17 protein-coding genes and 1 pseudogene are annotated in these 20,812 nt (G+C 73.2%); 10 read left to right on the top strand and 8 right to left on the bottom strand.

The window, feature by feature from the left end; translation table 11 throughout:
* Nucleotides 1-18: 18 nt before the first annotated feature.
* The gene (locus ACFQ53_RS08855; RefSeq protein WP_377858310.1) at nt 19-330 is read right to left on the bottom strand and encodes a putative quinol monooxygenase; all 312 of its coding nucleotides are present in this window, start codon (nt 328-330) and stop codon (nt 19-21) included.
* Between the two features lie 70 nt (nt 331-400).
* Here ACFQ53_RS08855 and ACFQ53_RS08850 point away from each other — a divergent pair, with 70 nt between their 5' ends.
* Entirely contained in the window at nt 401-808 is a 408-nt protein-coding gene (locus ACFQ53_RS08850) for a GNAT family N-acetyltransferase (protein ID WP_377858308.1), read from the top strand.
* Nucleotides 809-851: 43 nt separating this feature from the next.
* Here ACFQ53_RS08850 and ACFQ53_RS08845 read toward each other — a convergent pair whose 3' ends face one another.
* Nucleotides 852-1,460: a histidine phosphatase family protein gene (locus ACFQ53_RS08845; RefSeq protein WP_377858305.1), complete on the bottom strand. Its 609-nt coding sequence runs from the start codon at nt 1,458-1,460 to the stop codon at nt 852-854.
* Nucleotides 1,461-1,554: 94 nt separating this feature from the next.
* Here ACFQ53_RS08845 and ACFQ53_RS08840 point away from each other — a divergent pair, with 94 nt between their 5' ends.
* Nucleotides 1,555-2,436 (top strand): aldo/keto reductase, encoded by an 882-nt coding sequence (locus ACFQ53_RS08840; protein WP_377858302.1) that lies wholly within the window; start codon nt 1,555-1,557, stop codon nt 2,434-2,436.
* Nucleotides 2,437-2,559: 123 nt separating this feature from the next.
* Here ACFQ53_RS08840 and ACFQ53_RS08835 read toward each other — a convergent pair whose 3' ends face one another.
* The 3 genes from ACFQ53_RS08835 to ACFQ53_RS08825 are packed head-to-tail and all read right to left on the bottom strand — an operon-like array spanning nt 2,560 to nt 4,715.
* Entirely contained in the window at nt 2,560-3,720 is a 1,161-nt protein-coding gene (locus ACFQ53_RS08835; protein WP_377858299.1) for a hypothetical protein, read from the bottom strand.
* The gene (locus ACFQ53_RS08830) at nt 3,707-4,156 is read right to left on the bottom strand and encodes a PadR family transcriptional regulator (RefSeq protein ID WP_377858296.1); all 450 of its coding nucleotides are present in this window, start codon (nt 4,154-4,156) and stop codon (nt 3,707-3,709) included. The genes ACFQ53_RS08835 and ACFQ53_RS08830 overlap by 14 nt, the downstream gene beginning before the upstream one ends.
* 49 nt (nt 4,157-4,205) lie before the next feature.
* On the bottom strand, nt 4,206-4,715 hold the full coding sequence (locus tag ACFQ53_RS08825) for a GNAT family N-acetyltransferase (RefSeq protein ID WP_377858293.1): 510 nt from the start codon (nt 4,713-4,715) through the stop codon (nt 4,206-4,208).
* A gap of 84 nt (nt 4,716-4,799) precedes the next feature.
* Here ACFQ53_RS08825 and ACFQ53_RS08820 point away from each other — a divergent pair, with 84 nt between their 5' ends.
* On the top strand, nt 4,800-5,309 hold the full coding sequence (locus ACFQ53_RS08820) for a DinB family protein (RefSeq protein WP_377858290.1): 510 nt from the start codon (nt 4,800-4,802) through the stop codon (nt 5,307-5,309).
* 64 nt (nt 5,310-5,373) lie between these two features.
* On the opposite strand, the gene ACFQ53_RS08815 is transcribed toward ACFQ53_RS08820, so the two are convergent.
* On the bottom strand, nt 5,374-7,026 hold the full coding sequence (locus tag ACFQ53_RS08815) for a dihydrolipoyl dehydrogenase family protein (protein ID WP_377858287.1): 1,653 nt from the start codon (nt 7,024-7,026) through the stop codon (nt 5,374-5,376).
* A gap of 101 nt (nt 7,027-7,127) precedes the next feature.
* Here ACFQ53_RS08815 and ACFQ53_RS08810 point away from each other — a divergent pair, with 101 nt between their 5' ends.
* From ACFQ53_RS08810 to ACFQ53_RS08790, 5 genes are all read left to right on the top strand, one after another.
* Nucleotides 7,128-7,784 (top strand): GntR family transcriptional regulator, encoded by a 657-nt coding sequence (locus ACFQ53_RS08810; RefSeq protein WP_377858284.1) that lies wholly within the window; start codon nt 7,128-7,130, stop codon nt 7,782-7,784.
* A gap of 263 nt (nt 7,785-8,047) precedes the next feature.
* Nucleotides 8,048-9,301: an MFS transporter gene (locus tag ACFQ53_RS08805; protein WP_377858281.1), complete on the top strand. Its 1,254-nt coding sequence runs from the start codon at nt 8,048-8,050 to the stop codon at nt 9,299-9,301.
* 207 nt (nt 9,302-9,508) lie between these two features.
* Nucleotides 9,509-10,645 (top strand): ROK family protein, encoded by a 1,137-nt coding sequence (locus tag ACFQ53_RS08800; RefSeq protein ID WP_377858279.1) that lies wholly within the window; start codon nt 9,509-9,511, stop codon nt 10,643-10,645.
* Between the two features lie 158 nt (nt 10,646-10,803).
* Nucleotides 10,804-12,381 (top strand): sugar porter family MFS transporter, encoded by a 1,578-nt coding sequence (locus tag ACFQ53_RS08795; protein WP_377858276.1) that lies wholly within the window; start codon nt 10,804-10,806, stop codon nt 12,379-12,381.
* 244 nt (nt 12,382-12,625) lie between these two features.
* Nucleotides 12,626-14,218, top strand: coding sequence for a sulfatase-like hydrolase/transferase (locus ACFQ53_RS08790; RefSeq protein ID WP_377858273.1), 1,593 nt, complete (start codon nt 12,626-12,628; stop codon nt 14,216-14,218).
* 325 nt (nt 14,219-14,543) lie between these two features.
* Here ACFQ53_RS08790 and ACFQ53_RS08785 read toward each other — a convergent pair.
* Together ACFQ53_RS08785 and bla are read right to left on the bottom strand one after the other, a co-directional pair.
* Nucleotides 14,544-15,017: pseudogene (locus ACFQ53_RS08785) on the bottom strand (maleylpyruvate isomerase N-terminal domain-containing protein); the annotation flags it as partial.
* A 79-nt stretch (nt 15,018-15,096) separates the two neighbouring features.
* The gene (bla, locus tag ACFQ53_RS08780; protein ID WP_377858270.1) at nt 15,097-16,008 is read right to left on the bottom strand and encodes a class A beta-lactamase; all 912 of its coding nucleotides are present in this window, start codon (nt 16,006-16,008) and stop codon (nt 15,097-15,099) included.
* A 157-nt stretch (nt 16,009-16,165) separates the two neighbouring features.
* Between bla and ACFQ53_RS08775 the strand changes: the two genes are divergently transcribed.
* Both ACFQ53_RS08775 and ACFQ53_RS08770 read left to right on the top strand, forming a co-directional pair.
* Nucleotides 16,166-17,326, top strand: a complete 1,161-nt coding sequence (locus ACFQ53_RS08775) for an exonuclease SbcCD subunit D (RefSeq protein WP_377858267.1) — start codon at nt 16,166-16,168, stop codon at nt 17,324-17,326.
* A complete protein-coding gene (locus ACFQ53_RS08770; RefSeq protein ID WP_377858264.1) occupies nt 17,323-20,601 on the top strand; it encodes an AAA family ATPase in 3,279 nt (1,092 codons plus the stop codon). Before ACFQ53_RS08775 ends, ACFQ53_RS08770 begins: the two co-directional genes overlap by 4 nt.
* The last annotated feature ends 211 nt before the right edge of the window (nt 20,602-20,812 follow it).

Below are 20,812 nucleotides of genomic sequence, written 5' to 3'. Positions count from 1 at the left end.
ACGGGCGCCGGTGACTGGTCAGGCTCCTTCGGATCGCAGCGGTGACCCGGCCACGTCGAAGCGGAAACCGCCGAACGTGCCGCTCAGCAGCGGCCGCGCCGCGGTGATCGCCGCCGAGACTGCGGGGTCTGTCAGCGAGTCCTGGTGCGCTCGTGAGCTCTCCCAGATCTCGACGACGAACACGGTGTCCGGCTCCTCGTCGTTCGTGCCGACCTCGTAGGCGAGGCAGCCGAGCTCGCGGAGCCTGTCGTTGCGCTGGGTCAGTCGGGAGACGAGCTCGTCGCGCGCCCCGGCGACGGTGCCCAGGGTGCCTGCGTTCACGAAGGTCATGGGGCAAGGGTAGGTGCGGGCCGAGTAGGTTCATCGCATGCCGACAGCGGAGACGCCACGATTCGAGCCCGTGGAGACGACCACCGCTGACGCTGCCGCAGACCTGCTCGCGACCGCGTTCGCAGGCGGAGCGGACGCCAGGACTGCCCGTGCCCGGGCACTCGTCGGCTCCCACAGCACCTGGATCCTGCGCGGCCACCACGATGTCGTGCTCGCAGCACTGGCCGCTGCGCCGACGCCCGACGCGTCGGCATGGATCATCGAAGGCATCGCCGTGTCGTCGGCATCGAGAGGGCGGGGGCACGGCCGGCGGCTTCTGGGCGAGCTGAGGCACGCCCTTCCCAGGAACGCCGAGCTGCAGGCGGAGACCGACGCGGAGGTGGTCGGCTTCTACGCGGCATGCGGGTTTTCCACGCACTCGCTCGGCGAGGTCTACCCCGGAGTCGAGCGGTTCCGCTGCGTGTCGCCGCGTCCCTGATCGGAGGGTGCGCCTGTGCTCCCGTGGCACCACGGGGCAGGGGTCATTCCGGTGCGTGACCGGAGCGCTGGTCCGACGGGACGTGCGAGTCGTCGGCGATCGCATCCACCTCCCACGTCCCGTCGTGCCGGACCAGAGCGGTCACGGCCCCGCCGGGAACACCCTGCAGGATGAGCCCCGGTGCGCGTCGCTCCAGCTCGGCGTCCCCCAGGACGGAGCGCAGCAGATCGACCGTCGCCCCGCCGTGGGTGGCGAGGACGACGGTGGCGTCGTCGACCGCGTGGCTCTCCAGTGCGCAGATCATGTCGCGCGCGGTGGAGAGCGACGAGCGACCCCTCGGCGGCGTCCAGGACCTGTCGGAGGTCGAACGGGACCAGGCACGGATGAACGCCTCCGAGGACTCGCCTGCCCGGAGGTTGACGCGTTCGCGGAGCCGCGGATCGATGTCGACGCCGAGATCGAGCATGTCGGAGAGCGGAGCGATGGTCTCGAGGGCGCGGGCGAGGGGACTGCTGAGCAGGGCCACGGGTGCCAGCGCTGCCGTACAGCGTGCCGAGGCAACCGCCTGAGCTGTCCCACGAGGAGTGAGCGACGGGTCGCCCGGAGCGCGCTGCTTCTCGCCGTGCTGGAGGAGGAGCACCGTCGTCACCATCCCGGAAGTCTGGCAGACGCGCGACTTTCGGCTTCGAGGACGGGGTCCCTGACGGTACCTGGCACCGAAACTGCCGCAGGCCTACCGTCGGTTCATGAGCACTCCGGACATCACCCTGAACAACGGCGTCGTCATCCCCGCGCTGGGATTCGGCGTCTACCAGACCCCGCCGGACGAGACGCGGACCGTGGTCGCCGAGGCGCTGCGGACCGGCTACCGGCACATCGACACCGCTGCCGCCTACGGCAACGAGCGCGGTGTGGGCGAGGCGCTCGCCGACTCGGACCTGGCACGCGACGACGTGTTCGTGGAGACGAAGATCTGGATCTCCGACTACGGGCACGACGAGACCCTGCACGCCTTCGAGAAGGCGACCGGGAAGCTCGGCCTGGACACCCTGGACCTGCTGATCCTCCACCAGCCGCTGACCACGGACTTCGACCGCACGATCGGCGCCTACAACGCGCTCGAGGAGCTCCTGGCCGACGGGAGGGTCCGTGCGATCGGCGTCAGCAACTTCATGGTCGAGGACCTCGAGCGCCTGGCCGACGCCACCACCGTGGCGCCCGCGGTCAACCAGATCGAGATGCACCCCTTCTTCCAGCAGCGCGAGGTCATCGCCAAGGGCGCTGAGCGCGGGACGCTCGCCCAGGCCTGGTCGCCGATCGGCGGCGTCATCGACTACGCGACCGAGCACGCGAGCCCGCTGCAGGATCCCGTCATCGCCGAGATCGCGCAGGCGCACGGGAAGACGCCCGCCCAGATCATCCTGCGCTGGCACCTCCAGGAGGGCCGTCAGGTGATCCCCAAATCGGTGCGGCCCGCGCGCATCGCGGAGAACTTCGATGTCTTCGACGTGGAGCTCCCCGACGAGGAGCTGGCACGGATCAACGCCCTCGAGAAGGGCGTGCGCGGAGGCCCCGAGCCGGCCTCGATGACGCTCGAGCAGTTCGGCAGGCCGATCCCGGAGGCGTGAGCCTCAGCGACCGACCGGGCGGTGGGCCCGTCTCGGGCTCACCGGTGCACGGTCACTGCGCCGTCGGCCTCGAGGCGCCGGGCGAGCGTCGCGGTGCCGACCTGACCGCGGAACCGGGTGCGTTCAGTCGCCGCGGACGGCTCGGCGCCAGGTCCGCGCATGCCCGATGGCCTGGGTGCCGCAGACGATGACCAGCAGTGCAGGCGCCGCGATGGCCCAGCTCAGCACCCACCCCGCACCGGCGGCGTTCGCCAGCGCGAGGGCGAGCCAGAGCAGCGCGAGCACGGCGTAGAAGACGGTCATGCGGCGGGCGACGGCGCGCGGATCCTTCGGGATCTTCAGGGCGTACCCCTCCGGGGAGCCGAACTCCTCGAGCAGCGTCGCTCCCACCTCCGCGGCGTGGGCCCGCGCTTCGATAATCGCGGTGTCGACGCGCGCATCGGTGAGGTCGTCCCGGCGGCGCAGCGCGGCGCGGGCACGGCTCGTCCAGGCGTCGTCGTCCAGGTGCGCGGCCTCGAGGACCTGCTGCGGGGTGAGAGCCTCCTCGCCGGCTGCGCCGTCGGCCGGCGCCCGCCAGAGCTTCGCGACCACCCAGGCCAGGGCGGCATACACGGGCACCAGCAGGATGCTCCAGCCCCATGCCAGGCGGATGCCCGCTCCCTCCTGCCCGAGCGGCATGAGGATGCTCGCGGCGCCCCCGGCACCGACCACGACGACCACCGCGCACAGCGCGATCACGATCGGGAAGCGGAACCGGGCGGCGGCGCGCTTGAAGACCGCGATCAGCACGACGATCAGCGCGGCGAGCAGCAGCGGCATGAGCGCGAAGCCGATCGTGAGGTCGGCCGGACCGTCACCGCCGAACAGCAGGTGCAGGAGCTGGCTCAGGAAGAACAGTGCGCTGAGCCCGGAGGCGACGCCCAGTGCGGTCACCGCGCTCTCGCGCGGGCCCATGACCAGGGGGTCCTCGAAGACGTCGAGCCCCGCCCCGCGCAGCTCCTCCACCTGCTGGTCCGCCCACTCGGAGGGTGCTCCGAACAGGCTCTTGGGTGGTTCCTGGGCCTCGCGCACGGTGGCGGACGCGTCCACGAGCTGCTTCTCGGCGACATCGATGCGCACGTCCCCGAAGATCATGCGCACGAAGGCGAGCTCTGCCCAGTCCGCGTCGGCGTCGATGCCTCGGGCGGACCGGAACGCGTGGGCGACGCGGCCGAGCTCGGCGCCCGTCGGACGCTCGGTCACGGGGGTGCGGGAGCGCGATCCGTCGTGGTCAGCGGATGTCATCGTCAGGACCTCCGATCGTGCTCGGGTGCGGGGCGGGGTTCTCGATCGTCCGGGGCAGCGCGGGATCGGCCGACGTCCGGGTGGGGTCACCAGAATCCGGGACCAGCGCGGCCGTCAATGCCGTGAGCTGGGAGCGCTCTGCGGCGAGACGGTCGTGACCGGACGCGGTGAGCGTGTACTCGCGGCGCGCGGGGCCCGACGGGCCGGGCACCCACTGGGCATGGATCGTCCCCGCCTCCTCGAGCCGCGCGAGAGCCGGATAGAGCGACCCGCCCTTGGGGGCGCCGAACCCCAGCGCGCCGACGCTCTGCGCGATCGCATAGCCGTGGAGCGGACGCTCCTCGAGGCTCACCAGGATCGCGAGCGGGAGGAGCGCGCGCACCCAGGTCGCGGGCCAGCGAGGCTGCGCGGCGTCGGACGGAGGTAGGTCGGCCATGGAGCTAAGTATGGCACGTACGCAGAAGGGCAACAGTGCGATCGGCGGCTCACAACTCCCGCACGAACACGCGGAACACCTCCGGTCGCCCCTCGTCGTCGACGTCGGTACCGCTGCGCATCTCGTGCGAGAACACGAAGCCGGCCTTCTCCGCCACCCGCTGGGACGCCGGATTGTCGACCGATGCGCGGATCGCAGCCCGTCTGCCCTGGTTCCGCTCCGCGATGATCGCGCAGACCAGATCCACAGCCCGTACCGCGACACCCCTCCCGCGGATCCACGGCGCGACCCCGTAGGCGATGTTCACGTCGCCCGGCTCGAGACCATCGGTGACCTGCGGGTCGAAGTCCACGGTGCCCACGCATGCCTCGTCGGCCCAGATGCCGAAGGCGCGCTTCGACCGCCCCTCCGCCGCCTCGCGGTCCAGGCGGTCGATGAACTCCTCGGTGCCCTGCACGGTGCTGCGCCCTCCGCTGAGGAACCTCACCGTCGCGTCGTCCTCGGCGGCGACGATCGCGCGTGCGTCCTCGCGCCGGAGCGGCCGCAGATCGATGTTCATGGCGCGAACGTAGGTCCCTGGGCGCGCACGGGACAAAGGAATTTCCCTGGCCACGGGCGATCTCGAGCCCGCAGACTGCGGACCATGGACGACACGAGGCGCTTCGGGCCGATGCTGGCGGGGGAGCGGGAGACCCTGGACCACTGGATCGACTTCTACCGCGAGACCCTGCTGCTCAAGATCGACGGCCTCGACGCCGCGCAGCTGTGCGAGCGACCCCTCCCGCCCTCCGCGCTGAGCCCGATCGGGCTCGTCCGCCACCTCACCGAGGTCGAGGCGTACTGGCTGCGCGAGGTCACCCTCGGCGAGGATCTCCCCGATTACTACTGCACGCAGGCCAGCCCCGACGGCGACTTCGACGACGTCGACCCGACCACCGCGCTCGCGGACGTGGAGCGCTACCGCCGCGAGATGAAGGTGACGCGCGGGGGTGCGGCGGGCTGGACGGACCTGGACGGGCCGGTGCGCGGACTGCGCCACGGCGAGCAGGTCAACCTGCGCTGGATCCTCACCCACCTCATCGAGGAGTACGCCCGGCACCTGGGGCACCTCGACCTCGTGCGCGAGGCGATCGACGGCCGCGTCGGGTACTGAGCCCCGGGCGCCCCGGGCGCGTCGCATCCCGGGGGCCCGGTGCTAGCGCAGCTCAGCTCTGCGACTACGCCCGTGGTCCCCGCGGCGCCGCGTGCCGGTACTCGCGCGGCAGCTCCTCGAGCAGGCGCAGCCACAGTTCGGAGGCCGCCGGGTAGCTCGGCACCGCGTGGCGCAGCACGTCGACCGGGATCTCGCCCACGATCGCGACGGTCGCCGCGTGCACGATCTCCGCGGCGTCGGGGCCCGCGAAGGTCGCTCCGAGCAGGTGGTGTGTCACCGCGTCCACGACGATCTTCGCGACCCCGGAGGCATCATCGCGCAGCAGCGCGCTGCCGGCAGAGCCCTCGAAGGGCACCTGGGCGACGACCACGTCGAAGCCCGCGTCCCGCGCCGCCCGCTCGGTGAGGCCGACGCTCGCCACCTGCGGATCGGTGAACACGACCTGCGGCACCGCGCGGCCCTCGGCGACCGGCGCCGGCGGGGGCGTGGGCTCGACGTCGGCGAGGGCTGCATCGCGGATCTCCTCGCCGATCACCCGCGCCCGGTACTTCCCCCAGTGCGTCAGCGGGGCCTCGCCGCTCGCATCACCGACGGCGCGCAACCAGTCCGGCAGCGCGTCGCCCGTCACGTCCTCGGGGGAGAGGCCGACGGCATCGAGCCCCACGTCCTGCAGTCGTGGCCGACGCCCGGTCGCCACGAGGATCTCGTCGGCCGTGAAGAGGTCGCCGTCGGTGCTGGTGCTGGGACCGGGGCCGGTGCTGGTGTCGGTGTCGGTGCCGGCCCCGTTGCTGTCGCCGCCCGTGGCGCGTCCCGCTGCGCCTGCGACGTGCACCCGCACCTCGCCGCCGTGCCGTCGGCCGATCCCGCTCTGCCCGTCGGCCTCCCGCGCGACACCATCGCGCGAGGCATCGTCGGCCGAGGATCCGGTGACCACGCGCACCCCGATCGCCTCGAGCCCGGTGCGCACATGCTCGGACGCCTCGGGCTCGGCCGACGGGAGCAGTCGGTCCCCGCGCACGAGCATCGTGACCTCGCGGCCCAGCGCCCGCATCCACGTCGCCGCCTCGCACGCGACCACGCCGCCGCCGACGATGAGCAGCCGTCCCGGCACCTCCTTCACACCGGTCGCATCGCGCGATGTCCACGGCGCGAGGGGCGCGTACGGCGCGGGGATCACCGGCTCGCTGCCGGTCGCGAGCACGACCGTGCGGCGGGCGCGCAGCACGCGCGGCGGACCGTCGGCCGCTCGCACGGTCACCTCGCGCTCGCCGCTGAGCACTCCGTGGCCGCGCACCACGGTGAGCCCGGCGCCCTCTGCCCACTGCACCTGGCCGGCGTCGTCGTAATGGGAGACCCAGTCGTCGCGCCGCGCGAGCAGCTCGTCGACGTCGATCTCCGGGGTGGTGATGCCGGGCAGGTGGGCGGCCGCGGCGCGCACGTCGAGCGGTCGCAGCAGCGCCTTCGAGGGCATGCATGCCCAGTACGAGCACTCGCCGCCCATGCGCTCGCCCTCGACGATCGCCGCGGTCAGGCCCGTGCCCTCGATCGCGTACTGGGCGACGTTCTCACCGACGGGCCCGCCGCCGATCACGATCACGTCGACCTCGAGGGCGTCGGCCGACGGGGAAGCAGCAGAAGTCGGGGAAGGAGAAGCAGCGGAAGTGGAAGAAGCGGAGGCGGAGCGCTCGGCTCCGGCGGTCCGCGGATCGCTCGTCATGTGACCCACGCTACGCGCGTCGAGGCCCCCGCGCGTTCCGCGCATCACGAGCCGTCCGCAGCTTGCGTGCAAGCTTGCATGCAAGGGTCTAGTCTGATGCCGTGAACACCGAGCACGACGAGAGCGCATCGCCCGCACAGGCTGCGGCCGAGCGCGCATACGAGCACGTCAAGAGCGCCATCATCCGCGGCGACCTGGCCGGCGGCGAGAGCATCAGCGAGAACGCGCTGCGCCAGCAGCTCGAGCTCTCCCGCACCCCCATGCACGAGGCGTTCCTGCGCCTGGCCGCCGAGGGTCTGCTGAACCTCGAGCACCGGCGCGGCGCCGTGGTATGCCCCATGTCCCCGCACGAGGCGCGCGACGTCCTCGAGATGCGCGAGGCCATCGAGTCCTCCGCCGCGGCCCGCGTCATCGCCGACGGCGCGGCCGCAGACCTCGGCCCCGCGCTCGAGGCGCTGCTGGAGGAGCAGTCCCGCGCGATCGCTGCCCAGGACGTCCCGGCCTTCATCGACGCGGACTCGCGCTTCCACTCGGCCGTCATCGAGGGGTCGGGCAACGCCGTCGCCGTTATGTTCACCTCGACCCTGCGCGATCGCCAGCAGCGCCTGCGCCACCAGCTCATGCGCGTCCAGCCCGAGCAGCTGCAGACCTCCCTCGAGCACCATCGCGCGCTCGCGCGGGCGCTCGCCGACGGCGATGCCGCCGCCTACGCGAGCACCCTGCACGAGCACGTCGCCTCCCATCGAGGCGCCCTGTGAGCGTCACGGAAGCTGAGACGATCCTCGAAGCCCCGTCGTCCCCGTCGGCCCCGTCGGACGCACCGTCCCCGTCGGCCCCGTCGGACGCACCGTCCCCGTCGGCCCCGTCGGACGCACCGTCCCCGTCGGCCGCGACAGACGCGCCGGACCCGTCAGACGCGCCGGCCCCGTCAGCCCCATCGGCCGTGCCGGCCCCGGCGGCCCCGCCTGCCGCGCTGGAGCCGGAGTCGGAGGCCCTGGAGGCCCGCGCTCGGCGCAGCGGCGTGAAGCCCTGGATCGCCGCCTGGGGAGCGGTGTTCGTGTGCTCGTGGGCGGGCAACCAGTTCAGTCCGCTGCTGCTCATGTACGAGGGCCGCGAGCACCTCTCCTCCCTGCTCGTGAACATCTTCCTGGGCGTCTACGTGCTCGGACTCGCGCCCGCTCTGCTGATCGCCGGGTCCCTCTCGGACCGCCACGGCAGGCGCCCGCTCATGCTCGTGGGCGTGCTCGCCGCGCTGATGGGCAGCGTCCTGCTCGCACTGGGTCCCACCAGTGCCGTGTTCCTCGGCGTCGGGCGCCTCTTCTCGGGCATCGCCGTCGGCGTCGCGATGGCCGTGGGCAACGCCTGGATCAAGGAGCTCTCCCAGGGGCGCTTCGACCCCGGGGCCTCCGCGGATTCCGGTGCGCGCCGCGCCTCCCTCGCCTTCACGACCGGCTCTGCGGCGGGCGCCCTGCTGGCCGGGCTCGTCGCCCAGTGGGGGCCGCTGCCCGAGGTGCTGCCCTTCCTCGTGCACCTCGCGCTGACCGTGCCCTTCCTGGTCATCGTCGCGCGGCTGCCCGAGGGGCGCGTCCCCGGCGGACTCGCCGGACCCTGGTGGCGCCAGCTCGCGGTGCCGAGCGCCGGGCACCGCCGGTTCACGCGCGTCGTGCTGCTGGGGGCGCCGTGGATCTTCGGCTCCGCCGCGATCGGCTACGGCTACCTGCCCACCCAGCTGGCCGGCGCGACCGGCAGCTGGGGCCTGGTGTGCGCGACCGCCGCCACGGTGATCGCGCTCGGGGTCTCCAGCGCGATCCAGCCGCTCGCCCAGAGGGTGCACTCGCTCGAATCCGCCCGCGGCCTCGTCGCGGCCGTGGGGATCATGCTGCTGGGCATCGTCGCCGTCGCCCTCGCGATCCGCACGCAGTCGGTCGCGATCGGCCTGGGCGCGAACGTCGTGATCGGCGTGGGCATGGGCATCGCGCTGGTCTCCTCCCTGCTCGAGGTGCAGCGCATCGCCGGCTCGCGCGACCTCGCCGGGCTCATGGGCGTCTTCTACGCCGCCGCCTACGCGGGCTTCCTCGCCCCCGCGGTGATCGCCGCCGTCGCCCACCTCGTCGACGTGCAGGTCGTGCTCGCCGTCATCGTGGGTCTGGGTGCGCTGTGCTGGGTCGGGATCCTCGTCTCCTCGCGTCGCCATCTCCCGGCCGACGAGCGCGGCCTCGCGGCCGACGGCCCTGGTGCGCGCGAGGACGGAACCGTCGCGGCCGGTGATCGCTGAGCGCGATGCCTCGCTGCATCGAGGATCGCATCGAGCATCGAAAGGTGAGTTGTCGCCTCATCGCGACATCGAGAGGTGAGTTGGTGTCGTCAAAAGGGTGCTTTGACCACAACAACTCACCTCTCGGTGGGATGTGAACCACGTCTCATCTCGTCGGTGATTCTGCACCGGCGAGATGGAGGAAATCGCCACCCCTAGCGTGGGGGCATGTCCACGACGGGGTCGCCGCCGACTCCCGCCCATCCGCGCGAGGCCGAAGTCATCGACGCCTTCCGCGACGGCGGGACGCTCACCCGCGCGCTCATCGCCGAGTCGACGGGACTGAGCCGCTCGACGGTCTCCGCCGTGCTCACCCGCCTGGTCGAGGAGGGCGCCGTCGAGGTCGTCGGCCACGACGAGCAGCCCGGCCGCGGACGCCCCACCGAGCGCGTCGCGATCGACCGGGCCGCCGTGCGGGCGATCGGCATCGACCTCGCCCACGGCGCGGTCCGCATCGTCCACCTGAACACCCTCGGCGAGGTCCTCGCGAGCCGAGAGCAGACCCACGACGAGAGCCTCGGAGCCGCCCGTCGCCAGCAGCTCGTGCTGCGCATGCTCGCGGAGCTCGACGGCGCCGACGGCCGCCCGTCGGCCCGCCCGAGCGCCCTGCGCGGCGTCGGCCTCGGGATCTCGGGCCCTGCCGCGCTCACGCGTCCCGAGCGCGCACCCTGGCACGGGCTCGTCGAAGCCCTGGAGGCGCGCTACGGCGTCCCCGTGCACGTCGACAACACGACCCGCTGCGCCGCCTTCGCCGAGCATCTCGCCGCGGGAGATGGCCACCGCACCACCCTGCACGTCCGCTGCTACCAGGGCGTCGGCGGAGCCGTCGTGCGCGACGGAGTCCTCGACCTGGGGGCCGACGGCATGGCCGGCGAGATCGGCCATCTGCCCGTCGAGATCCCCGGCATGGCGTGCCGCTGCGGACGCTCCGGATGCCTCGAGACCGTCGCCTCGACGCCGGCGGTGCTCGCCGCTCTGCGCAGCCACGGCGTCGTGCTGCGCTCACCGTCCGCCCTGCGCGAGGCCCTCGCGGACGACGCCCCGCAGCTGCGCGGGGTGCTGGACCGCGTCGCCCGTGCGCTCGCTCGGGCGATCGTGCTGGCCACCACCATCGTCGACCCCGACGAAGTCATCCTCACCGGCGACCTCCTCGACGCCGACGACCGCCTCCTCGAGGCGGTCCGCCCGCTCGTCGCCGAGGACGTGGGGGAGAGGTTCCCCCTGATCCCGCTCGAGCGCGGACGGCTCGACGCCTTCGCGGGTGCCACCGGCGCCGCCCTCGTCGTCCTCCACCCACGCACCTGAACCACCGCCGCGACCAGCGCATCGGCGCAGCGCACGACGTCGCGTCGGCACATCGCCCCCCTCGCATCCCACTCCGCCTCGTACCCAGCCGCATCCCACCCGACCGCACCCCGCCGCACCCCGCATCGCCCCCGCCGACCAGGAAAGGACCTGATCGCATGACACACCCCGACCCGTCCACGACCTCCGCCGGGCCCGGCCCGGACGTCCCCGCCCCCGAGGCGACGCCGGTCGTCCCGCGCGCCGCACGGCGCCGCGCGCTCGGAGCCGCGCTGGCCGCCTCGATCTCCGGCCTCATGTTCGGCTGGGACGCGATGTCCCTGAACGTCATCAAGAACGCGCTCGCCTTCCACACCGGCGCGAGCACCGGGATGCTGGGCTTCGCCGTCGCGTTCGGCGTGCTCACCGCGGTGCTCGGCGCGTTCCTCGCGGGGCGGCTCTCGGATCGGATCGGCCGACGGGCGATCATGATCGTCGCCGCGATCCTGTTCATCGTCTCCTCCGTGGGCACCGCTTTCGTGGGCGACTCGATGGCCATGTTCCTGTTCTGGCGGGTCTTCTCGGGGATGGCGATGGGCGCGGCGATGACCATCGCCCCCGCCTACGTCTCCGAGACGTCGCCCGCCTCCATGCGCGGCATGCTCGTCTCCCTGCGCCAGTTCATGCTGATCATCGGCCTGTTCGTGTGCGGCCTGCTGGGCGACGCGATGCTCGGCGCGGCGCCGGCCCCGGAGGGCGACGCACCGCTGTCGACCTCGCAGCTGAGCCTCGTCGGCATCCACCTCGAGGTCTGGCAGTGGGCGTTCCTCTCGGTCGCGCTCGGCGGCGTGATCTACCTGGTCGCATCGCTGCTGATCCCCGAATCGCCCCGCTTCCTCATCGCCCACGGGCGCACCGACCAGGCCCGCTCCGTGCTCGCCCGCACCGTCGGCGAGGAGGGCGTGGACCAGCGCGTCGAGGAGATCGCCCGCTCGCTCACCGGCGGCGGCTCCGGTCAGCAGGGAGACTCCGGTCGACGGGGCAGCGGGTTCCGCTCCCTGCTCGTCCCGGGCACCTCCCGGCTGCAGCGCATCGTCTGGGTGGGCATCGGCCTGGCGGCGCTGCAGCAGCTGGTCGGCATCAATGCGATCTTCTACTACGCCACCACGATCTTCGCGACCATCGGCTTCGGCGAGCAGGACGCGCTGAAGCAGACCCTCGTGCTCACCGCGGTGAAGGTCGTCGCGATCATTCTGGGCATGCTGCTCGTGGACCGGGTGGGCAGGCGGCCGCTGCTGCTGTGGGGATCGATCTCGATGTTCGCCGCGCTCGTGGTCACCGCGATCATCATGCTCACCGCTCCGCAGGTCGCGCAGGACGGCGGCGGCACCGCCCCCGATCTCGCGTCCTCGCCGGTGCTCGGCATCCTGGCGCTGCTCGCCCTGTGCCTGTACGTCGGCGCCTATGCGGGGACCTGGGGCCCGATCATGTGGGTGCTGATCGGCGAGATGTTCCCCAACCGCATGCGCGGCGCAGCGACCTCCGTCGCGGGCGGCGTCGAGTGGGCCTCGAACTTCGCGGTCACCCTCACCTTCCCGGTGCTCGCGGCGTGGTCGATCGGGACCACGTACGCGGTGTACGCGCTGATCGCGCTCGCCTCGATCCTCTTCGTCCTCAAGCTCGTGCCCGAGACCAAGAACCTCGAGCTCGAGCAGATGGACGACATCGCCGACACCCCCGCCGCCGCCCGCGGCTGACCGTCCCGCGCCGCGCCCCTCGCGCCCGGGCTCCGTGCGCCCCGCGCACCCGGACGCCCCACGCGCCCCGTCGGGCCGTGAGAAGTACGAAACGGTTGCCAAGAGCGTCCATCACAACGGTTTCGTACTTCTCACGGCCCAGGCTCAGGCCGAAGTGGGCTCCGGGCCCGGGGTGCGGGGCGGCTCTCGGCCTCGTTCTTCGTCCCACCGCACGTTCCACATCCTCGATGGAAGGATTCCGATCATGACCTCCGGCTCCGCCACCTCCGCCACCGGCACCCCCACGTCTGATGCCTCCGCCACCGCCACCGCTGCCCCCGACGCCCCAGCCCCCGACGCCCCCGGCTCCGCCCGACGGAGCATCCTCATGCTCATGACGGACCAGCATCGGGTCGACACCCTGGGCTGCTACGGGAGTCCGGTCTGCCGCACCCCGCACCTCGACGCCCTCGCTGCCCAGGGCACGCGCTTCGAGAACTGGTTCACGCCCACGGCGATCTGCACGCCGGCGCGCGCGTCCCTGTTCACAGGGGCGGCCCCGTTCCGGCACAAGCTGCTGGCCAATCACGAGCGCAACGTCGGCTACATCGAGGACCTGCCCGAGGACCAGTGGACCGTCCCCGAGGACCTGCGGGCGAGCGGCTACGAGTGCGGGCTGGTCGGCAAGTGGCACGTGGGGGAGGAGCGCACGGCCGCGGACTTCGGCTTCGAGGCCGAGCACTACCCGGGCTGGCACAACGCCGTGGACCACCCCGACTACCTGGCGTGGCTCGAGGAGAACGGGCATCCTCCGTACGAGATCAGCGACCGCATCCGCGGCACCTTCCCCAACGGCGAGGTCGGGAACCTCATGGCCGCGCGCCTGCACCAGCCCGTAGAGGCGACCTTCGAGCACTACCTGGCCGACCGCACCATCGAGATGCTCGCCCGCTACGCGCAGGGGGCGCGCAGCGGCGAGGCGCCGTTCTTCGTGGTCTCGAGCTTCTCCGGGCCCCATCTGCCCTACGTGATCCCCGACGAGTACTTCGACATGTACGACCCGGCGGACGTCGAGCTGCCCCGATCGGTCGCCGAGGATTTCGCCGACAAGCCGCCGGTGCAGCGCAACTACTCCGGGCACTGGGCGTTCGACACCATGACGGAGGAGCAGTCGCGCAAGCTCATCGCCGTCTACTGGGGCTACGTGACCATGATCGACCGCGAGTTCGGGCGGATCCTCGCCGCGCTCGACGAGCTCGGCCTCGCGGACACCACCGCTGTCGCGTTCAGCTCGGACCATGGCGAGTTCACCGGCTCCCACCGTCTGCACGACAAGGGCCCGGCGATGTACGACGACATCTACCGCACGGGCGGCATCCTGCGCGTCCCCGGCTGCCCGGCGCAGGTGCGGGAGGAGTTCGTGAGCCTCATCGACCTGCCCGCGACCTTCCTGGATCTCGCCGGTCGGCCGACGGACCCCGCCGTGGACTCCCGCTCCCTGCTGCCGATCGTGCGGGGCGAGCGTCCGGAGTGGGATGAGAACGTGCTGTGCGAGTTCCATGGCCACCACTTCCCGATCGCCCAGCGCATGCTGCGCGGGCCCCGCTTCAAGCTCGTGGTGAATCCCGAGTCGCGCAACGAGTTCTACGACCTGGAGTCGGATCCCGACGAGCTCTCCAACCGCTTCGAGGACCCCCTGCTCGAGCAGCCGCGCCGGGCGATGCTCGCCGACCTCTACGAGCGCCTGCGCGAGCGCGGCGACAACTTCTACCACTGGATGAGCTCGATGGACGCGGTGGGACACCTCGACCACGACCCGACGATGTCGGGGCTCGACGAGTCGACCTATCGCGGCTGATCGGTCGGAGGGTGTCGCCGTCCCGTTTCGCCGGCCGGCTGCGTCGGCCGGCTCCGTCGGGCGGCGGGCTTCCGCCGAACGGCGTCGTGAACTCCTTCAGCCGACGGGGTAGGGGAGGCCCTGCGCGATCCGGGGCGGGAGCGCCGCGAGCTCGCCGGCCGACGCGAGCCGCCTGCCCGTGAGGATCCGCAGCAGATCCGCGTCGGGGACGTCGATCGACGGTGCGTCGCCCGGTCCGGCGATGACACGGAACAGCAGCTCGCGGGCGCGCGCGAGGGAGGCGGCCGACGGACCGGGGGTGCCCGATGCCCCCTCGACGAGGTCCAGATGGTGCAGAGTCCACTCGAGCACGTAGGCGTCCGCGAAGTCCCCCGCGCGCAGCACCATGCCCTGCGTCTCGACGAGGCGGTGCGGGTCGGCGTCCCGCATCGCGCGCGAGGCGGGGGATGAGCGCATCGAGCGGGTCCTCGCCCGTGGGCGCGTCGACGATGCTCCAGTAGCCCGCCGCGTCGACGGGGCGCTGCGGTTCCGCGTCGGCCGACGTCCCGGCGTGCGCCCCGACCGGGATCGCGCCCCGCGCCTCTGCCGACGTCCCGGCCGGGGGCGCGAGCGTGATCAGCACGTCCTGCACGTCGATCACCAGGTGGCAGACGAGGTCGCGCACCAGCCAGCCTCGGCACCCCGAGGGGTCGGCGAAGGCCTCGGCAGGGAGCGCGTCGATGGCGCTCCACAGGTCGCCCCACGCGCCGAGATAGGCCTCGATCCGGGCGTCCCTGCCCGGTGCTGCCGTCCGCCCCATCACGCACCCCGCTCCTCGCGCCGTGTGAAGGATCGTGCCACGCCCTGCGGGGCCGCGTCGGGGACGACGCGGTGCGCGCTCAGCCCAGGCCGTTCACCACGTGCCGGGTGACCTGGGCGATCAGGTCCGTCGGCAGCTCGGCGTCCTCGGTGCGGCCCGTCGTGTACACGGCGAGCACGAGAGGCGCCGCATGCGGACGGGTGATCACGGCGACGTCGTTGCTGGTGCCGTAGCCGCCGGCGCCGGTCTTGTCCGCGACGGTCCAGGTCGACGGGACACCCGCGCGGATCGCCGCGTCCCCCGTGGTGTTCGCGCGCATCATCGCGAGCAGCTGCGCCGAGCGGTCGCGTCCGAGGGCATTGCGCCCGAGGCCGTGGCCGAGCGTCGCGTGCGCGAGGTCGGCCCCCATCTGGGCGGGGGTGGTCGTGTCGCGGGCATCGCCGGGGATCGCGGTGTTCAGCTCGGGCTCGGTGCGGTCGGTCCGGGTGATGCTGTCGCCCAGGCGCCGGAGTCGGCGCCGCACCGCGCGCGGTCCGCCCAGCTCCGTGAACAGCAGGTTCTGGGCCGTGTTGTCGCTGCGGGTGAGCGCGGCGTCGATGAGCTCGATGAGGCGCATCCCCTCGTCCACGTGCTCGCTCGTGACGGGGGAGTACTCCTCGAGATCCTCGGCGGTGAAGCGGATGATCTGCTGGAGCCGCTCGTCGGTGGCCTCTCCCAGGACGAGCGCCGAGGTGAGGACCTTGCCCGTGGAGGCGAGGGCGAAGCGCTCGTGGCCGCGGTGGGTGAGAGCAGCGGAGCCGCCGACGACGCGGGCGCTCACCCCGATCCGGGCGTCGTGGGCGGTCTCGAGGTCCGCGAGCGCCCGGCGGAAGCCCCGCCGTGCGCCTCCCCGCTCGGCGTCGGCAGCGGGCTCGGCGCAGGCCGCGGAGGCCGAGAGGACCCCCGGTGTGATCGCGGCGGCGGAGAGCAGGGTGCGTCGGGTGAACGTCATGCAGCCATCCTCGCGCCGGTGTCCGAGCGGCTCAAGACGAGCCGCACCGGACGGCGATCAGTGCCGGACGGCGGTCAGCGCCGGACGGCGGTCTGCACCGGACGCGGCCGGGGCGTCGCCGGCTCGGATGTCCGCGCCTCCGCATAGGCTCGTTGACATGTTGATCCTGCACACCTCGGACTGGCACCTGGGGCGCACCCTGCACGGCGAGGACCTGCACGAACACCAGGTCGCCTTCCACGACTGGCTCGTGGACCTGGTGCGCGAGCGCGAGGTCGACGTGGTCGTGATCCCCGGCGACGTGTACGACCGCGCCGTGCCGCCGATCCCCGCGATCCGGTTGCTCGGGCGCACCCTCTCGCGCCTCGCGGAGACCGCGACCGTGGTGCTGACTCCCGGCAACCACGATTCTGCGGACCGCCTGGGCTTCGGTCGCGAGCTCATGCGTGCGGGCGTCCACCTGCTCACCGACACCCCCGGGCTCGACCATCCGGTGAGCGTCGAGGACGAGCACGGCGAGGTGCTGTTCTTCGGCCTGCCCTATCTCGAGCCGGACACGGCCCGTCACCGGCTCGTCGCGGAGGGCGAGGAGCCGCTGGGCCGCAGCCACGAGGCCGTCACCCGCGCCGCCCTGGACCGGGTGCGCGAGCGCGCGGGCGAGCATCCCGGGGCCCGCACCGTCGTGCTCGCCCACACCTTCGTCAGCGGCGGCGAGCCCAGCGAGTCCGAGCGGGACCTCTCGGTGGGCGGCGTCGACTCCGTCCCGGCGCCCGTGCTCGCCGGGTTCGACTACGTGGCCCTCGGCCACCTGCACGGATGCCAGGACCTCACGCGGTCCGTCGGCTCCCCGGCCCGCTACTCGGGCTCCCCGCTCGCCTTCTCCTTCTCCGAGAAGGACCACCGCAAGTCCGTGCTCCTCGTCGAGCTCGGAGCACCCGGGGAGATCGAGGTCGAGCGCATCGGGACGCCCGTGCCCCGCCGCCTCACCGCCCTGCGCGGGGACCTCGAGTCCCTGCTCGCGCAGGCCGGCGCGCACGGCGAGGACTGGCTGAAGGCCACCGTGACCGACATCGCCCGTCCCGCCCACCTGCAGGAGCGCCTGCGCGCCGCCTACCCGCACCTGCTGCTCACCTCCTACGAGCCCGAGGGGCGCGAGGCCGGCGAGGCGGCGCCCGAGGTGCGACGCGAGGCCGATCCCCTCGAGGTCATGGACGAGTTCCTGGGCTACGTCACCGGCGGCGAGCCCAGCGCGCGCGAGCACGAGGTCATGGACGAGGCGTACACGGCCGTGCGCTCGCGCGATCAGGAGGCCTCGTGAAGCTCCACCACCTGCACCTGCGAGGGATCGGCCCCTTCGCGGGAGCCGTCGACATCGACTTCGCCGCGCTCGGCGCGAGCGGCATGTTCCTCCTCGAGGGGCCGACGGGCTCCGGCAAGTCCACGATCCTCGACGCGATCGTCTACGCCCTGTACGGGAGCGTCGCCGGCAGCGGCGCGAGCAGCGACCGGATCCGCTCCCAGTTCGCCTCCGCGGACTCCGCGAGCGTGGTCGACCTCGTCTTCGAGACCGGCGCCGGCATCTTCCGCGTCCACCGCGAACCCGAGTACGAGCGCGCCAAGAAGCGCGGCACCGGCACCACGAAGCAGCAGGCCAAGGCGCTGCTGTGGCGGCTCGGCTCGCCCGAGCAACTGCCCGGCGTGATCGAGGAGGTCACCGGGGGAGCGGCCGACGGAACGGACGCCCCGTCGGGCATAGCGGGCGCGGCGGGCGCGGCCGACGCGGCATCGTCCCCGGTCGGCGCGGCGGAGCCCCTGGCGACCCGACTGGACGAGGTGGGCCGTGAGATCCAGCGCGCCGTCGGCCTCAGCCGCGAGCAGTTCACCCAGACCGTCCTGCTGCCCCAGAACGAGTTCGCGCGCTTCCTGCGCGCCGGCACCGCCGAGCGCCAGCAGGTGCTGCAGCGCGTGTTCGGCACCGAGATCTACCAGGACGTCGAGAAGCAGCTCGAGGAGATGCGCAAGGAGGCCAAGCGCGAGGTCGACGCCGCGAAGGGATCCCTCGGCCGCTCCCTCGCCCGCTTCGTCGAGGCCGTCGGCGTGGAGGGCGAGCCGCTCGACGCTCTCGAGGGCCATGCCGAGGCGCTGCGCCTGGACGAGCTCGGCGCCGCCGCCCGCGAGCACCTCGAAGCGAGCCGGCAGGCCGCGGCCGACGCCGCGCAGGACCAGGACGCCCAGACCGCCTCCGAGGCGTCCGCCCGCGCCCACGCAGAGCAGACCGCCCTCGCGCGCACACGTATCGACCGCCGCCGTGAGCTCGACGCCCTGGGCGCGCGCCTCGACGCCGCCGCGCCGCAGATCCGCTCGGCCCGCGCCCGCCTCGCCCGCGACGAGGCCGCCCGCCCCGTCGCCGAGCTGCTGCGCCGCCGCGAACAGGCGGCGAGCACAGCCTCCCGGGCCGAGCGCGACCTCACGGATCTCGCCGAGACCACCCGGACCCAGCATCCCGAGATCGCCGACCTCCTGTCCGGTGAGGACGCCCCCGCCGCGCTCGGCGCCTCCGCCGAGGAGGACACCGCACGCGCCGGAGCCCTCGCCGACCTCGCCTCCCTCGAGGAGGGCCTCGAGAACCGCGGCGCACAGCTCGCCGACCGTGCCGAGCGCAGCGACCGTGCCGCCCGCGACCTCGCCGCCCTCGACGAGACCATCGCGGCCCGTCCCGCCGCGAAGCAGGAGCTCCTCGCCGCTCGGGACGACGCCCGCACCCGTGCCTCCGGCCTCGCCGACGCGCGCCTCGCCGAGAAGACCGCCGCCGAACGCCTGCAGGCCGCCCGCGCCGCCGCTCAGCAGCAGACCGCGCTGACCCAGGCCGAGACCCTCGCGGCGAGCACCCTCGAGGCCGCGCGCCTCGCCTCCGAGACCGAGGCCGACCTGCGTCGACGCCGCTTCGCGGGCATCGCCGCCGAGCTCGCCGTCGATCTCGGCGACGACGCCCCGTGCCCCGTCTGCGGATCCGCCGACCACCCGCATCCCGCCACCCCCACGCACGATGCCGTCGACGCCGAGCAGGTCGAGCAGGCGGAGGCCCAGCGCCAGCAGGCCGAACGCACCTACCACGATGCCGCGCAGAAGAAGGCCGTCATCGAAGGCGAGCTCGAGACCCTGCGCGAGCGCGCCGGCGGCCTCGACACCGACGCCGCCGAGGCCGCGCACACGGCCGCCCGCGAGGCCACCGCGCAGGCCACGGCCGCACAGGCCGAGGCCTCCGAAGCGGAGACCGCGATCACCGCCCACGACGAGGCGACCTCGCAGCTCACCGCCGAGCGCTCCCAGCAGGCCCTCGCCCTCGAGCGCGAGCGCACCGCGCAGCAGGAGGCGTCGGCCACACTCGAGAAGGATCGCGCGCGCGTGGCGGACGCCTGCGGCGAGGCGGAATCGATCGCCGCGCGCCGCGGCCACCACGCAGCCCGCGCCCGCGCCGCGACCGCCCTGCGCGAGGCCCTTCGCGCCTCCACCGAGGAGGCGGCGCGCGCCGAGAGCCTCGCCGAGGAGACCGAGGCCGCCCGCGAGAACGCGCGGGCTGCACTGCGCGAGCAGGCGGAACGGACAGCCCAGGAGCGGACGGAGGACGACACGTCGGCGGCGGGCGCGCCGCGCGACGCCGCGTCCAACGACGACGTTCTCGTCGACGACGATGCCCTCGTCGACGGCGATGCCCTCGCCGATGACGCCGCCGTGCGCGAGGCCGTGCTGCCGGAGGCCGAGCGCCGCACTCTCACGGCCTCCCTCCAGCAGCGCGCCGTCGAGGAGTCGCGCCACGCCGACGGCCTCGCCGAGGACGGCGTGTCCGATGCCGACCCGAGCGACGAGGCGCTCGAGGCCGCCCGCGTCGCCGCCTCCACCGCCGGCGAACAGCTCGTCGCGGCGCAGAACGCCCTGCGCGAGGCCTCCGCCGTCGCGGCCCGCCTCGGTGCCGTCGCCGAGCGCTCCGCCGCCGTCCTCGAGGCGCTCGACAAGGCGATGCACGAGGTCAGGGGCGTCAGCGAGCGCGCCGGCGTGGTGGTGCGCGTCGCCGACCTCGCCACCGCCCGCTCCGCCGACGGCCGCCGCATCCCGCTGTCGACCTTCGTGCTCATGCGGCGGTTCGAGGACGTCGTGGACGCCGCCAACGCGCGGCTCGCCCGCTTCTCCGGCACCGACCTCGAGCTGCTGCGCGACGACGGCGCCCGCGGCGCCCGCAAGACCGGCCTCGACCTGCTCGTCATGGACCGACGCACCGACCAGGCGCGCGTGCCCGAGACCCTCTCCGGCGGCGAGACCTTCTTCGTCTCCCTCGCCCTCGCCCTGGGTCTGGCGGACATCGTCACCGGTGAGGCCGGTGGAGTGCGCATGGAGACCCTGTTCATCGACGAGGGCTTCGGCTCGCTCGACCCGCAGACCCTCGAGACCGTCGTCGCCGAGATCGGCCACCTCGCCCAGCACGGCCGCACCATCGGCATCGTCAGCCACGTCGGCGACCTCAAGACCCAGATCTCCGAGCAGATCCACGTGCGCCGCAGCGCGTCGGGCTCCTCGACCGCCACCATCACCGCCTGAGCGGCCGACGGGGCGTCAGGGCGGCGGGCGCGGTCGGGACGGCGGCCGACGTGGGAGGTCGGCCGTGTCCCTGCGCTCGAGAAGCACGAAACGGTTGCCATGGGCGCCCATGGCAACCGGTTCGTGCGTCGCGTCAGGCCGCGCGGGCTCGTGCTTACGGGGCGGCCGCGGGGGCGGGGCCCCCCCGACAGCGCGAAACCCCCCACATTCC

The organism is Brachybacterium sp. NPDC056505 (assembly GCF_042794925.1).
GTDB classification, from domain to species: Bacteria; Actinomycetota; Actinomycetes; order Actinomycetales; family Dermabacteraceae; genus Brachybacterium; species Brachybacterium kimchii.
The sequence above is the reverse complement of the archived record's forward strand: the minus strand, read 5'-3'. Positions and strand labels throughout refer to the sequence as shown.

Excerpts from the sequence above, each read along its gene's own strand:
- ACFQ53_RS08790 (WP_377858273.1), top strand. The coding sequence starts at position 12,626 with ATGACCTCCGGCTCCGCCACCTCCGCCACCGGCACCCCCACGTCTGAT.
- ACFQ53_RS08795 (WP_377858276.1), top strand. The coding sequence starts at position 10,804 with ATGACACACCCCGACCCGTCCACGACCTCCGCCGGGCCCGGCCCGGAC.
- ACFQ53_RS08815 (WP_377858287.1), bottom strand. The coding sequence starts at position 7,026 with ATGACGAGCGATCCGCGGACCGCCGGAGCCGAGCGCTCCGCCTCCGCT.
- ACFQ53_RS08830 (WP_377858296.1), bottom strand. The coding sequence starts at position 4,156 with ATGGCCGACCTACCTCCGTCCGACGCCGCGCAGCCTCGCTGGCCCGCG.
- ACFQ53_RS08825 (WP_377858293.1), bottom strand. The coding sequence starts at position 4,715 with ATGAACATCGATCTGCGGCCGCTCCGGCGCGAGGACGCACGCGCGATC.
- ACFQ53_RS08845 (WP_377858305.1), bottom strand. The coding sequence starts at position 1,460 with ATGGTGACGACGGTGCTCCTCCTCCAGCACGGCGAGAAGCAGCGCGCT.
- ACFQ53_RS08800 (WP_377858279.1), top strand. The coding sequence starts at position 9,509 with ATGTCCACGACGGGGTCGCCGCCGACTCCCGCCCATCCGCGCGAGGCC.
- ACFQ53_RS08775 (WP_377858267.1), top strand. The coding sequence starts at position 16,166 with ATGTTGATCCTGCACACCTCGGACTGGCACCTGGGGCGCACCCTGCAC.
- ACFQ53_RS08840 (WP_377858302.1), top strand. The coding sequence starts at position 1,555 with ATGAGCACTCCGGACATCACCCTGAACAACGGCGTCGTCATCCCCGCG.
- bla (WP_377858270.1), bottom strand. The coding sequence starts at position 16,008 with ATGACGTTCACCCGACGCACCCTGCTCTCCGCCGCCGCGATCACACCG.
- ACFQ53_RS08820 (WP_377858290.1), top strand. The coding sequence starts at position 4,800 with ATGGACGACACGAGGCGCTTCGGGCCGATGCTGGCGGGGGAGCGGGAG.
- ACFQ53_RS08835 (WP_377858299.1), bottom strand. The coding sequence starts at position 3,720 with ATGACATCCGCTGACCACGACGGATCGCGCTCCCGCACCCCCGTGACC.
- ACFQ53_RS08855 (WP_377858310.1), bottom strand. The coding sequence starts at position 330 with ATGACCTTCGTGAACGCAGGCACCCTGGGCACCGTCGCCGGGGCGCGC.